The following is a 12,717-nucleotide window of genomic DNA, read 5'->3' on the forward strand; positions in this document are numbered from 1 at the left end:
GCCTCCCTTATCGGCTGAAGATCAGACGGCGAGCAGGACGCCGCGGAACTGCGGATCCTCCAGCGCGCGACCGGTGCCGAGCGCGACGCAGGTCAGCGGATCCTCCGCGACCGTGACCGGCAGGCCGGTCTCGTCGCGCAGCACCTCGTCCAGTCCCTGCAGCAGCGCGCCGCCGCCGGTCAGCACGATGCCCTGGTCGACGATGTCGGCCGCAAGCTCGGGCGCAGTGTTCTCCAGCGCGATGCGGACACCCTCGACGATCGCCGACACCGGTTCGGACAGCGCCTCGGCGATCTGGCCCTGGTTGATCTGGATTTCCTTGGGCACGCCGTTGACCAGATCGCGGCCCTTGATGTGCAAAGTCAGGCCGATGCCGTCGGCGGGCGGCTTGGCGATGCCGACGTCCTGCTTGATGCGCTCGGCGGTCGCCTCGCCGATCAGCAGATTGTGGTTGCGGCGGACGTAGCTGACGATCGCCTCGTCCATCTTGTCGCCGCCGATGCGCACGCTGGTCGAATAGGCGAGGCCGCGCAGCGAGAGCACCGCGACCTCGGTCGTGCCGCCGCCGATGTCGACGACCATGCTGCCGATCGGTTCGGTGACCGGCATGTCGGCGCCGATCGCGGCCGCCATCGGCTCCTCGATCAGCCACACCTGCGATGCGCCGGCGTTGGACGCGGCGTCGCGGATCGCGCGGCGTTCGACGCTGGTCGAGCCCGACGGTACGCAGATGACGATCTGCGGGAAGCGCCAGGGACGCGACTTGCCGCCGTGCACCTTGCGGATGAAGTGCTTTATCATCTCCTCGGCGACGTCGATGTCGGCGATGACGCCGTCGCGAAGCGGGCGAATCGCCTCGATCGAACCCGGTGTCTTGCCCATCATCAGCTTCGCATCGTCACCGACGGCGCGCACCTTCTTGACGCCGTTGATCGTCTCGATCGCGACGACCGAGGGTTCGTTCAGGACGACGCCGCGCCCGCGGACGTAGACGACCGTGTTGGCGGTGCCGAGATCGATCGCCATGTCATGGGACATGAATTTGAAAAAGCGGGAAAACATTGCGATTGAGACTTCCGTTCCCTCTGGAACCGCACGGCGTTGCGCCGGCGGCAGTTCGCACGATCTGGACGCCCCCCGCAGCCGGAAATCCAGCTCCGTCGAGGGAGGTCGGATACGGGTCGCGGGATGCCGTCGCTTGGGCTAGAGCCTGCCCCATGTCAATACGACGCCTGCCAGAGCATCTCGTCAACCGGATCGCGGCCGGTGAAGTGGTGGAGCGCCCCGCTTCTGCGGTGAAGGAACTGGTCGAGAACGCGATCGACGCGGGCGCGACCCGTATCGCGGTGCGGCTGGCGGCGGGCGGCATCGACCTGATCGAGGTGATCGACGACGGTTGCGGCATGACGCCCGCCGACATGGCGCTGGCGCTGGAACGGCATGCGACGTCGAAGCTGCCCGACGAGGCGATCGAGGCGGTCACTACCATGGGGTTCCGCGGCGAGGCGTTGCCGTCGATCGCCAGCGTCGCGCGGCTGTCGCTCGAAAGCCGGGTGGCGGGGGCGGACGGCTGGGCGCGGATCGTCGACAATGGCGATGTGGTGGCCGACGGCCCCGCCGCGCTGCCGCCCGGCACGCGGGTGCGGGTCGAGCAACTGTTCGCGCGGGTGCCGGCGCGACGCAAGTTCCTGCGATCGCCACGCGCCGAGTATGCCGCGGCGCTCGACGTGGTGCGGCGCCTGGCGATGGCGCGCGCCGACATCGCGTTCAGCGTCGAGCATGACGGGCGGCGGACGCTCTCCGTTCAGGGCGGGGAGGACCGGCCGGCGCGCGTCGCGGCGCTGACCGACCGCGCGCTCGTCGAGAACAGCGTCGGCATCGATGCCGAGCGCGAGGGGCTGCGGCTGGGCGGGGTGGCCGGACTGCCGACCTTCCACCGCGGCATCGCCGACCACCAGTATCTGTTCGTCAACGGGCGCCCGGTGAAGGACCGGCTGCTGATCGGCGCGATCCGCGGTGCCTATGCCGAGATGATGCCGCGCGACCGGCATGCGGTGGTGGCGCTGTTCCTCGACGTGCCGTCGGACGCCGTCGATGTGAACGTGCATCCGGCGAAGACCGAGGTGCGCTTCCGCGATCCGGCGATGGTGCGCGGGCTGATCGTCGGCGGCCTGCGCCGCGCACTCGACGAGGCGGGGCACCGCGTCGTGCAGCGCCCGAGCGAGGCGGCGCTGGGCGCCTGGCAGAGCGAGCCCGTCGCGCCCGCCTTTCCGGGCGAGACGATCGAGACGCCGTGGGGCGGGGTGGACCTGCTCCAGCGGCCGGTGTCGTCGCTCGGCGAACGACGACCGGGCTTCATTGCCGCCCCGCCGCTGGCGCGCGCCGAAGTCGCCGCCGCGCCGGTGCCCGAGGTGGGCGACCACCCGCTGGGCGTCGCGCGCGGGCAGGTGGCGAAGACCTATATCGTCGCCGAGGCGTCGGACGGGCTGGTGATCGTCGATCAGCATGCCGCGCACGAGCGGCTGGTGCTGGAACGCATGCGGCGCGCGATGGCGGGCGGGCGGGTGGCATCGCAGGCGCTGCTGCTGCCCGAGGTGGTCGAGCTGGAGGAGACGGCGTGCGACCGGCTGGAGGCGCGGGCCGGCGAGCTGGCGGAGTTCGGGCTGGAGCTGGAGCGCTTCGGCCCGCGTGCGATGCTGGTGCGCGCGACCCCGGCGCTGCTGGGCGCGGGCGAGGCGGCGGGGCTCGTCGCCGACCTGGCGGACGAACTCGCTGCCTTCGACGAGGCGCTGTCCTTGCGCGAGCGGCTCGACCATGTCGCGGCGACGATGGCGTGCCACGGATCGGTGCGGGCCGGGCGGGTGCTGTCGGTCGCCGAGATGAACGCGCTGCTCCGCGAAATGGAGGTCACGCCGCATTCGGGCCAGTGCAATCATGGGCGGCCGACGTGGGTGAAGCTGGCGCACGGAGACATCGAGAAGCTTTTTGGCCGTAAGTGAATGGTCTAGGTCCTGCCTGACATGAAACCTCGGTATGCCCTGAATTGCATGGACGTTTTCGGCTTGCTGTCCGTAGGAGTGACTGCGTTTCTGTTTCTGGGAGCGGCGCTGAATGCCGCCGACCTTTATATGAGCGTCAAGCCGATGTCCGCCGGTGACTTGATGATAGGCTCCTTGGGCTGGATCATCGCGACCTTCGGCCCAATTTTCTTGGCCATCGTATTCTGGCGTTTAGCGAAGAGGCTGCAAACGGCTTGGGTGCTTCACCTTCTCATGTTGCCCTCAGCTTTGACGATGCTTGGAGCGGGCCGCGCTCTGATGCTCTCGGTGACAGACACTCCTGACTTCGATGACACGATCGGTGGCCCTGTCATTCAAGCGACTGCCCTGCTGCTATCGGCGGTGATGGGCTACTATCTGGCTGTCGTATACACCGGGCTTAAGCGACGCTCTGCTACGGCCAATGGCAGTTGATCAACGCAATCGGACGGTCGCGGGCTAGATCGACGGTTTTTCCTTACCTCACGTGCCTGCATTCGGGTGAAGCGGATGTTCGGACGGACGCGACGCATGTCGTGACGATAAAGACGAAACTCGGATCAGGGGACCGCTGGGAACTCGATCCGTCGCCGCGCTTCGTCCGGGTCGGGCGCCCTGCAGCCGGTCAGATCGAAGAACGCGCGGGGTAGCGTGTCTCGCGGCTCGTCGGTGGTCGCGTGCCATGCCAGATTGGTGAGGTCCGGCAGCAGCATGTGCGTAGGCGCCGAGCCGCGCGCATTCGGAACCTCGGCCTGCAGGTTGTACGACGGGTCGGTCGTCAGAATTTCGATGTCCCGGCGCGGCCCTATTAGAATGGTCGTGCTGCTTTCCTGCACCCAAGCCAGGTTCGTCCTGTGATCGGTTCCGCCCTGCCACGGGAGGAACCAGTAGGATCGGCCGGACGCGGCGACATGGACCCGGAGCGCTAGCCCGCTCGGCCAATCGGGCGTGGGCGATACTGTGAAGAAGCGGGCGGTGACCTGCGGCGCGCCGCGAAGGGTATAGCGCGCGCTTTCGATCGGGCATGATGCGATCGCGGCGGCAAGGCTGATGGCGAGGAGCATGGCCGAATTTATTCGATCCAGCCGCCCTCGGCCACAGGTGGCGTCCGGCGCGATGGGGGTCATGCTGTCGTGAGGGGCGGTCGATTGGTTCAGCGGGATGGCGGTTGCCTAGTGCGCCGGGCTGTCCCGATATGGGCCGGTGGCCAGCGCGTCGTTCATGTGCCCGCAACTTTTCGGTCGCGCGCGCTTTATCGCATCAAACCAGATGAGTGCGCCGCCATGAAACAGATTTTCCCCGTCATCCTGTCGCTTATACCGCTGGCCGCCGTGATCGGCGCCTGCGTGACCTGTCCATGACGTGGTAAAGCCGCTCTCATCCCGAAAGGGTGACGGCAAGAAGAAAGGGCGCCGACCGCATATGCGATCGGCGCCCTTTTTTTGTTCTGAGGCGACGCCCCGCGACGTGGATCAGCCCTGCTGACCCTCGTCGTCGTTGCCGACTTCGGCGGTCGCGCCCGGCTCGGCGTTGGGATCGTAATCCTCGATGAAGCCGGCCTCGTCCTTCTCGAACATTGCCGTCATCACGTCGACGCCCGATGCCTGCATCTCGGCCTCTTCCGGCGAGCGGGCGACGTTGACCTTGACGGTCACCGACACTTCCGGATGCAGCGCGACGTTGACGTCGTAGACGCCGATCGACTTGATCGGACGGTTCAGCACGATCGCCGACTTGGCGACCTTGTGACCGTCGGCGATCAGCGCCTCGACCAGATCGCGGACCGCGACCGAGCCGTAGAGCTGGCCGGTGTTCGATGCCTGGCGGATCAGCGTGACGGTCGCGTCCTTGAAGGTCGCGGCTTCCTTCTCGGCGTCGCCGCGGCGGTTCGCGTTGTCGCTTTCGATGCGAGCGCGGTTGGCCTCGAAGACCTTCCGGTTCGCTTCGTTGGCGCGCATCGCCTTCTTGTTCGGCAGCAGGAAGTTGCGGGCGAACCCGTCCTTCACCTTTACCACGTCGCCGATGCCGCCGAGTTTCTCGACGCGCTCAAGCAGAATGACATCCATTGCTGCTACTCCTTACTTAACGATGTAGGGCAGCAGGCCCAGATGACGCGCACGCTTGATCGCCTGGGCGAGCTCGCGCTGCTTCTTGGCGCTCACGCTGGTGATGCGCGACGGCACGATCTTGCCACGCTCGGACACGAAGCCCTGCAGCAGGCGGACGTCCTTATAGTCGATCCGCGGCGCATCCTTGGCGCTGAACGGGCACGACTTGCGGCGGCGGAAGAATGCACGAGCCATTATGCGGCCTCCTCTTCGCGGTCACGACGGGGGCCACGGTCACCACGGTCCGGGCGATCGCCACGGCCCTCACGGTCGCCACGACGCTCACGGTCGCGCTCCTGCTTGCGCATCATCACGGTCGGGCCCTGCTCGAGCTCGTCGACCTTCACGGTCATGTACCGGATGACGTCTTCGTTGATCTGGGTCTGGCGCTCCAGCTCGGCGACGACGTCGCCGGGAGCGTCGATCTCGAGCATCACGTAATGCGCCTTGCGGTTCTTGGCGATGCGATACGCCAGGCTGCGCAGGCCCCAGGTCTCGGTCTTGACGACCTTGCCGTTGTGATCCTCGACGATCTTGGTGGCGGCTTCCGCCAGTGCGTCCACCTGCGCCTGTGCCAGATCCTGGCGCGCAAGGAAGACGTGCTCGTATAGAGCCATGCTTTCTTCTCACTGTTGGCCGATCGCTGACATGGCCCCGTGCCATGCCCCTCCGGCTGTCGTTTCAATTCGCCGGCGGTGATGCCGCACAGGCGAGCGCGAGCCCCTGCGTCAGGGGGGCGGAAAACTCAAGCGATTTCTGACGCGACGGTGGCGACATCGCCGGGCAGGCGGGCGCGGATGTCGCCGGAGCCGGTGGGCACGCCGGCGCCGAGCGCGAGCAGGCGGCGCGCCTCGAACGGGCCGGGCAGGCGCCATGCGCCCGTGCGCTCGGCGGTGAAGCCGAAGAAACGGTCGTAATATCCCGGATCGCCCACCAGCATCATCGCATCGGCGCCGGGCACGTCGGCCTGTTGCGCCACCTCCAGCATATGGTTCATCAGCTTCCGTCCGATGCCGCCGCGCTGGATCGCCGGTTCGATCGCAACCGGGCCGACCATCACCAACGGCACGATGCGCCCGTCGTCGCCGGCGAAGGTGACCGGCCAGCACTGGATCGTGCCCGCCAGCGCGCCATCGTGGTCGAGCGCGGCGAAGCTGAGCGTGGGGATCGGCGCGGTGCCGGCGCGGATGCGGTAGGCGGTGCGCGTCTGCCGGTCGGGACCGAAGGCACGATCGAGCAGCGCCTCCAGTGCGGCGACGGGCAGGTTGGCCAGCGGAACGATCGTCATGGTCGCAGGCTCAAGGCGCGGCGTCGGCATCGAAATTCAACCACTTCGTTGAGCATGAATGTTGAGACGAAAACACATGTGTCTTGTCTCGTGAAACGGCCTTGAAGCTCAACCGATCGGTTGAGCGTTGCGGAGCCTGTTTTCGGGGTAGCGAGCGGGCGGCGTGTAGGACAGGGCGCAGAGCGCGGGCGCTTTACGGTGAAATCGCCCGAGCGCAAGGCTTTCGCAGCGGCCGCGATCTGCTATCCGCCGCGCTCGATCGACAGAGTGAAAGCGAGTGGCGTGCGGGACAGTCTGACATTGCAGGTCCACGACCTCGAGACGATGGTGCTGACCGGCATCTATTCGGAAGAGACGCACTTGCCGCAGCCGCTGCGCATCTCGCTGGATGTCGAGCTCGATTGTCCCGAGTCCTTCGCGCCGGATACACCGCTGGCGGCGTCGAAAAGCTATATCGACCTGCGCCACGCCGCGACCGACGCGCTGCCGCAGGGCGTGCACTTCACGCTGATCGAGGCGGTGGCGGACCATATCGCCGAGACGTTGTTCCTGCAGGATGCGCGCGTGTCGCGGGTGGCGGTGAAGATCGTGAAGCTGGCGATCGCGCAGGAGCGCGAGTCGATCGGTATCACCCTCGTCCGGCATCGGCGCTGAGCGTGGGCGCCCTCGCGCTCGTCACCGGCAGCTGCCGTCGGCTGGGCGCGCACATCGCCGCGCGGCTGGCGGGGGAGGGCTATGATATCGCGCTCCATCGCGGTCATCCGGGCGAGCCCGAAGACTGGCTGGTGGAAGCGCTGGCCGGGCGGACGTGGTGCGTGTTCGATGCCGATCTGGCCGATGCGGCGGCGGTCGCGGCGCTGGTGCCGGCGGTGGCGGCGCAGTTAGGGCGGCCGGTGGATCTGCTCGTCAACAGCGCATCGCGATTCGCCGCGGCCGACGAAGGGCGGGCGAGCTATGCCGAGATCGTCGACCATGCCGCGGTGAACGTCGCGGCGCCGATGGCGCTGGCGCAGGCCATGGCGCGCGGGCTGGGCGGGGGAGAGGGGGCGGTGGTCAACATCCTCGACCAGCGCATCGCCAATCCGCCGCGCGACCAGCTCGCCTATACGGTATCGAAACAGGCGCTGGCCGAGGCGACGCGGACGCTGGCCGTCACGCTGGCGCCGCGGGTTAGGGTCAACGCGGTCGCGCCGGGGCTGGTGATCCCGACCGAGGATTACGCGCCTGGGCAGGTCGAGCGGCTGGCGCGACTGATGCCGCTCGACCGGCTGGCGACGCCGGAGGAGATCGCCGATGCCGTCGCGTGGCTGGCGGGTGCGCGGTCGGTGACGGGGCAGACGATCTTCGTCGACGGCGGCGCACACCTGCGATCGTTCGACCGCGACTTCGTCCACCTCGCGCGGGAAGGCTTACCGACAGGGGCCGAGTGAGCGCCGGACGAACTGGTAATCCTCCTGCGCACGCGCGCCGTCTTCGGGCGGCATTGTCGCGATCGCCGCATCCGGCAGGGCGGGCGGCAGTCCGCAAGCAAGGCGATACCACAGCAAGGTATCACGGCGCGGCGCCGCGGCGGCGTCATCGACGATCTCGCTGAGCGCCACCGCCCAGCGCGTCGTCTCTCCGGGCCGACGCAGGATCGACAATGACACCGGGCGCGCATCCGCCGTCGTCAGGAAGATCTGCGTCTCGCTCTCGCCGGGGAGCGTACCGGGAACGTGGAAGGCATTGCCAACGCCGGTGATGGCGGGCGGCGCGTCCGGCGCCACCATGTCGCGCGCGATGGCGCGGACCATGGCGTCGAGCGCGGGCGTCCACGGCAGTTGGCCATCGGGGGCGGTCAGCTGGACGTCGCCCGCCATTCCCGCGACCGGCCGGGCGAACAGCAGCACGCGCGCCTTCTTGAGTCGCGGCGGCTTGCCGCGGGCGTCGAGCGGCACGTCAGCGAGGTAGAAGATGCGCTGCGCCAGACCGTCGGCTCCGCGAATCAGTGCGCTCACATCGGCGGTGACGAGATAGCGCACGCGGCCCGGCGCGACGCCGGGGGCCTCGGCCGGCTTCAGCCGTCGCGCATCGCGGACGACGGCGTCGACGATCGCGGGTGCGCCGAGGCTGCGCGTGGCAATGTCGGCGTAGGAGGGGGTCGCGAACGCCGTCTGCTGCCGCGATTCGGCCATGATTTGCGATGTTTCGGCCGGATATGTGGCACCGGCATTGACGAACAGGGCGATGCCGAGGGCGGCGGTACGGACTGCGAACATGGTAAACGTCAATAGGCGATCGGCCCGATTTGTTACAGAAATAATTGGGATGACTAGCGATTGTTCGTTTGTTGCGCCCGACAAAGCGTTTGCGTCATCGTAGCCACGTGATAGAGACACAGTCGGCCTGCCTATGGGACGTGTAAGATCTAAGGCAGAGGGTGAGCGGCAACCGGTGACAACCGGGTGCTGCACCCCAGTCAGTCATGAGGGAGTTTGGTTGCTGGATGGCCTACGCTGACAGGAGTACGGGTGGTAGCCGAGTGGTGGCGCTTGTCATCGTCGCGTTGTTGAACGCGGTGCTCGGCTATGCATTCGTGACGGGCCTCGCCTATCAATATATCAAGAAGGCGCAGGAAAATCTGAAGACGTTCGAGGTCGAGGAGCCACCGCCCCCGCCCGAGGAAGTGCCGCCGCCGCCGCCGCCGCCGGACCAGCCGTCCGTGCCGCCGCCGCCGGTGCTCGTCACCCCGCCGCCGATCGTGCAGACGCAGGCGCCGCCGGTGACGATGCAGGCAGTGACGACGCCGCCGCCGGCTTATAACACGCCGCCCCCCGCACCGCCGGCACCACCGGCGCCGCCAGCGCCTCCCGGTCCGGCCGTGGTCAGCAAGGCGGCCGGTCCTCGGGGCAACCCGGCGGACTGGATCACGCAGGACGATTATCCGCAAGCGTCGATCCGCGCGGAAGAGGAAGGTACGACCGGTATCTCGTGGACGATCAACACGGCCGGACGCGTGGAGAATTGCCGCGTGACGTCGTCGTCAGGCTCGTCGGCGCTCGATCGCGCTGCATGTCAGGCGATTACGCGCCGCGGGCGCTATTCGCCAGCGCTCGATGCGGGGGGGGCTCCGATCGCCGTCACCCAGTCGCGGCGCGTGGTGTGGACGCTGCCCCAATAAGGGCGTTGGCGACCATTCGACGATTTCAGACTATGTACGAAAATCAGCTAGTTTTAGAGGGATAACCGAGCATGTTGACCACCATCCTCGCCGCGGGCGCCGCGCCGGCCGCCGAGAACCCCTACGGCCTTTGGGAAGCACTCGAGCAGGGCGGTGTCATCGCCTGGTCGGTGTTCATCATCCTGGTCGCCTTCCTGTTCTTCTCGCTCTTCATCCTGTTCGTGAAGCTGTTCGAGCAGCAGAAGATCATCGGCCAGGCCAAGCGCGTGCGCGAGGGCTTCTGGCAGTCGAGCAACCTGCGCGAAGGCGCCGCGAAGCTCGAGAAGAACTCGGCCTATCGCCAGATCGTCGACGACGGCCTGGCCGCGCAGGAGCAGCACAAGCTGCTGACCGACCCGGTCGAGGCGCATGACTGGCTGCACGGTTCGCTGGCGCGTTCGGAAGCGTCGATCAACTCGTCGCTGAACGGTGGTCTGGCCTTCCTCGCGACTGTCGGTTCGACCGCGCCGTTCATCGGCCTGTTCGGTACCGTCATCGGCATCTACCGCGCGCTCATCAAGATCGGCGCTGCCGGTCAGGCATCGATCGACGCCGTCGCCGGCCCGGTCGGCGAGGCGCTCATCATGACCGCGCTCGGCCTGGTCGTCGCCGTTCCGGCGGTGCTCGCCTACAACTGGCTGCAGCGTCGCAACAAGGCGATCGCCGAGGAGCTGTCGGCGTTCTCGAACGACGTGCTGGGCTACCTCGCTTCGAACGGCGCGGTGAAGCCGGTCGTGTCGAAGGCCGCTCCGGTGAAGCCGGGCGTCGCGACGGCACCGGTCACCAAGCCGGCGGCGACGACCGCCCCGGCCGGCGGCATCCCGACGCGCTCGTAAAAGTATCGGCCCGGGGCCGCCGCGGTGGCGGCCCCGGCCTTACCCGCCCGACATGGGGCGGGGACATGTGGATAGGATAGTCTCGCAATGGCGATGAGCGTGGGCGGAGGTTCCGCCGAAGACAAACCGATCACGGACATCAACACGACGCCGCTCGTCGACGTCATGCTGGTGCTCCTGATCATCTTCCTGATCGCGGTGCCGGTCGTGATCCAGTCGATCCCGCTCGAGCTGCCGAAGGTGAAGTACGAGGTCACGACGACCAAGCCGGAAAACGTGCTGCTTTCGATCCGTGGCGAAGGCAACAACTGCGAAGTGACCTGGGGCATGACCCGCGTCAGCCATCAGGAGCTGCTCGACCGTGGCGTCGCAAAGCTGAAGGGCGTGGTCGATCGCCTGGGTTCGAACATCAAGCCCGACGACATCCCCGAGGTGCACATCCGCGGCGACATCAGCACGCCGTACCGCTGCATCGGCGGCGCGGTGTACACGATGCAGCAGGCGGGCTTCATCAAGGTCGGCTTCATTTCCGAGCCGCCGGCCGGACAGTCAGCACCCGTCGATCGTTGATCGGCGCGGTAGCTAGGAGAGTATAGTCATGGCAATGAGTGCTGGCTCCGATGATGGCGAGCCCATGATGGAGATGAACACGACGCCGTTGATCGACGTCATGCTCGTTCTTCTCATCATGTTCATCATCACTATCCCGGTGCAGACGCACGCGGTGAAGGTCGACCTGCCGCAGAACACGCCGCAGGACCGAAACGTCATCGAAGCGGACAAGAACAAGGTCACGATCGACCCGGCGGGCACGCTGTACTGGAACGGCGCGCCGGTGAACGAGGTGCTGCTGCGCCAGTATCTCGACCGCACCGTCGTGATGAACCCGGAACCGGAACTGCACTTCGCGCCGGATCCGCAGGCTCGTTACGAAAAGGTCGACGAGGTGCTCGCGATCATCAAGCGCGCGAACGTGACCAAGCTCGGCTTCGTCGGCAACGAGCAGTATCGCAACGACTTCTGATCGTTCGATCTCGTAAGCGTTCGACGCTGGAAGAGGGGTGGCCGAAAGGCCGCCCCTTTTTGCGTTCGGGCGTGGCCGTATGGATGAGGTCTACAGCACAGCGAGGCATCAAGGACGGATCGACATTGAGCACGGAGAAGCCGGACCGGCACGCAGATGACCGTGATCCTGGACTCGATCCGCCGCGCAGAGTTTAAAACGGCGGCGTTCGTGGCGCTGGATCCCGGCTCACGTCCAAGATGACGGATTAGCAAAACGCGGCTGAGCCCGATTGTCGATCAGCTAGGATACCGGCATTTATAGCGGCTTCCGACCAGCTTGAACCACCGTCATCGCCCACGGGCGACCGCTGGCGCGGCGGGGCGCGTTCGATCCGGGCGGAGTTGCTCGTCGGTCACGATGCTTCGGCACCGCTCCCTTCTCTCGCCTTGCCCCGAACCGAAGTCACCTCCGTGTCGGTGATCCAACCTGATCGAAAGCCGCTCTAGGGAATTCTGGCGTGATGCAAGGCGCGAGGAGGCGGCGATGCTGAGGCATGGCGAGCGGTAGCAGCGCTAGATCAGATCGAAAGATCTGCGCCGTAGCCACGGCGCGAAGGCGCTGATGTTGGTTCGACATGTTTTCAATCAAGCCACGGTGATCGTCCCGCCGTCGAACGACCGAGATCACGCCCGGCGAACGCATGCAGAAATCGCACTTGTCGACATGAAGCAAAAGAGTCACTCTCACGTCATAAAAGCGTAACAAAGCGGAGAGTGATGATGATGTCGAAGTTCGGTGGCGTTGGGATCGCGCTTGCACTCGCAGTGGCTGGCGGATCGGCACAGGCCGCCGATCCGATCGCGTTTTCGCGGTCGGCGATCCTCTCCGGGAACCTCGCCTCGGCGGAGCAGACGCTCGATGCGGAGCGTCGGATCTATCCCGAGCGGCAGGAGGTGCTGCTGAACCTCGCTGCGGTGTACGCCAACTCGGGCCGGCCGCAGGCGGCGGCGGCGCTCTACCAGCATGTGCTCGCGCGGCGAGACGTTATGATGGATGTGGATGGCGAGCGTACCCGCAGCGCCCACGCGATCGCGCGGAGCGGGCTCGCCCGGACGGCATCGTTCCAGACGGCTTCGCGCTGATATCGGCGAGGGGGTCGGGTTGCGGGGCTCCGCTCCCGACCGGCTTGCGGCGATCAGCGAGAATGGAGCGTTGCACCGCGGGGCGGGACTCCGACTTCGT

The 12,717-nt window shown here is 66.8% G+C and carries 16 protein-coding genes; 9 read left to right on the forward strand and 7 right to left on the reverse strand.

Going from position 1 to position 12,717, the window contains the following annotated elements; translation table 11 throughout:
• Positions 1 to 21 precede the first annotated feature (21 nt).
• Positions 22 to 1,062: a rod shape-determining protein gene (locus tag ACX40P_RS11790; protein WP_459126525.1), complete on the reverse strand. Its 1,041-nt coding sequence runs from the start codon at positions 1,060 to 1,062 to the stop codon at positions 22 to 24.
• A 155-nt stretch (positions 1,063 to 1,217) separates the two neighbouring features.
• Between ACX40P_RS11790 and mutL the strand changes: the two genes are divergently transcribed.
• Entirely contained in the window at positions 1,218 to 2,999 is a 1,782-nt protein-coding gene (gene mutL, locus ACX40P_RS11795) for a DNA mismatch repair endonuclease MutL (protein WP_459126526.1), read from the forward strand.
• A gap of 48 nt (positions 3,000 to 3,047) precedes the next feature.
• Entirely contained in the window at positions 3,048 to 3,473 is a 426-nt protein-coding gene (locus ACX40P_RS11800) for a hypothetical protein (RefSeq protein ID WP_459126527.1), read from the forward strand.
• 125 nt (positions 3,474 to 3,598) lie between these two features.
• On the opposite strand, the gene ACX40P_RS11805 is transcribed toward ACX40P_RS11800, so the two are convergent.
• From ACX40P_RS11805 to ACX40P_RS11825, 5 genes are all read right to left on the reverse strand, one after another.
• A complete protein-coding gene (locus ACX40P_RS11805) occupies positions 3,599 to 4,102 on the reverse strand; it encodes a hypothetical protein (protein WP_459126528.1) in 504 nt (167 codons plus the stop codon).
• A gap of 408 nt (positions 4,103 to 4,510) precedes the next feature.
• Positions 4,511 to 5,104, reverse strand: a complete 594-nt coding sequence (gene rplI, locus ACX40P_RS11810; RefSeq protein WP_459126529.1) for a 50S ribosomal protein L9 — start codon at positions 5,102 to 5,104, stop codon at positions 4,511 to 4,513.
• A gap of 12 nt (positions 5,105 to 5,116) precedes the next feature.
• On the reverse strand, positions 5,117 to 5,341 hold the full coding sequence (rpsR, locus tag ACX40P_RS11815) for a 30S ribosomal protein S18 (protein WP_250753687.1): 225 nt from the start codon (positions 5,339 to 5,341) through the stop codon (positions 5,117 to 5,119).
• A complete protein-coding gene (gene rpsF / locus ACX40P_RS11820; RefSeq protein WP_459126530.1) occupies positions 5,341 to 5,763 on the reverse strand; it encodes a 30S ribosomal protein S6 in 423 nt (140 codons plus the stop codon). Before rpsF ends, rpsR begins: the two co-directional genes overlap by 1 nt.
• A gap of 128 nt (positions 5,764 to 5,891) precedes the next feature.
• Entirely contained in the window at positions 5,892 to 6,434 is a 543-nt protein-coding gene (locus ACX40P_RS11825) for a GNAT family N-acetyltransferase (protein ID WP_459126531.1), read from the reverse strand.
• Between the two features lie 282 nt (positions 6,435 to 6,716).
• Between ACX40P_RS11825 and ACX40P_RS11830 the strand changes: the two genes are divergently transcribed.
• Positions 6,717 to 7,088 (forward strand): dihydroneopterin aldolase, encoded by a 372-nt coding sequence (locus tag ACX40P_RS11830; RefSeq protein ID WP_459126532.1) that lies wholly within the window; start codon positions 6,717 to 6,719, stop codon positions 7,086 to 7,088.
• 2 nt (positions 7,089 to 7,090) lie between these two features.
• The gene (locus ACX40P_RS11835; protein WP_459126533.1) at positions 7,091 to 7,864 is read left to right on the forward strand and encodes an SDR family oxidoreductase; all 774 of its coding nucleotides are present in this window, start codon (positions 7,091 to 7,093) and stop codon (positions 7,862 to 7,864) included.
• Here the strand turns inward: ACX40P_RS11835 and ACX40P_RS11840 are convergent.
• Entirely contained in the window at positions 7,844 to 8,692 is an 849-nt protein-coding gene (locus ACX40P_RS11840) for a hypothetical protein (protein WP_459126534.1), read from the reverse strand. The genes ACX40P_RS11835 and ACX40P_RS11840 overlap by 21 nt on opposite strands.
• A gap of 227 nt (positions 8,693 to 8,919) precedes the next feature.
• On the opposite strand from ACX40P_RS11840, the gene ACX40P_RS11845 reads away from it, so the two are divergent.
• The 5 genes from ACX40P_RS11845 to ACX40P_RS11865 all read left to right on the forward strand — a co-directional run bounded on the left by ACX40P_RS11845 (position 8,920) and on the right by ACX40P_RS11865 (position 12,617).
• A complete protein-coding gene (locus ACX40P_RS11845) occupies positions 8,920 to 9,594 on the forward strand; it encodes an energy transducer TonB (protein ID WP_459126535.1) in 675 nt (224 codons plus the stop codon).
• A gap of 71 nt (positions 9,595 to 9,665) precedes the next feature.
• Entirely contained in the window at positions 9,666 to 10,469 is an 804-nt protein-coding gene (locus tag ACX40P_RS11850) for a MotA/TolQ/ExbB proton channel family protein (RefSeq protein ID WP_459126536.1), read from the forward strand.
• Positions 10,470 to 10,556: 87 nt separating this feature from the next.
• Positions 10,557 to 11,039, forward strand: a complete 483-nt coding sequence (locus tag ACX40P_RS11855; protein WP_459126537.1) for an ExbD/TolR family protein — start codon at positions 10,557 to 10,559, stop codon at positions 11,037 to 11,039.
• A 28-nt stretch (positions 11,040 to 11,067) separates the two neighbouring features.
• Positions 11,068 to 11,493 (forward strand): ExbD/TolR family protein, encoded by a 426-nt coding sequence (locus ACX40P_RS11860; protein ID WP_459126538.1) that lies wholly within the window; start codon positions 11,068 to 11,070, stop codon positions 11,491 to 11,493.
• Positions 11,494 to 12,254: 761 nt separating this feature from the next.
• Complete coding sequence (locus ACX40P_RS11865) at positions 12,255 to 12,617, forward strand: tetratricopeptide repeat protein (RefSeq protein ID WP_459126539.1); 363 nt, start codon at positions 12,255 to 12,257, stop codon at positions 12,615 to 12,617.
• Positions 12,618 to 12,717: the final 100 nt, after the last annotated feature.

It is taken from the genome of Sphingomonas sp. RS2018 (genome assembly GCF_054489605.1).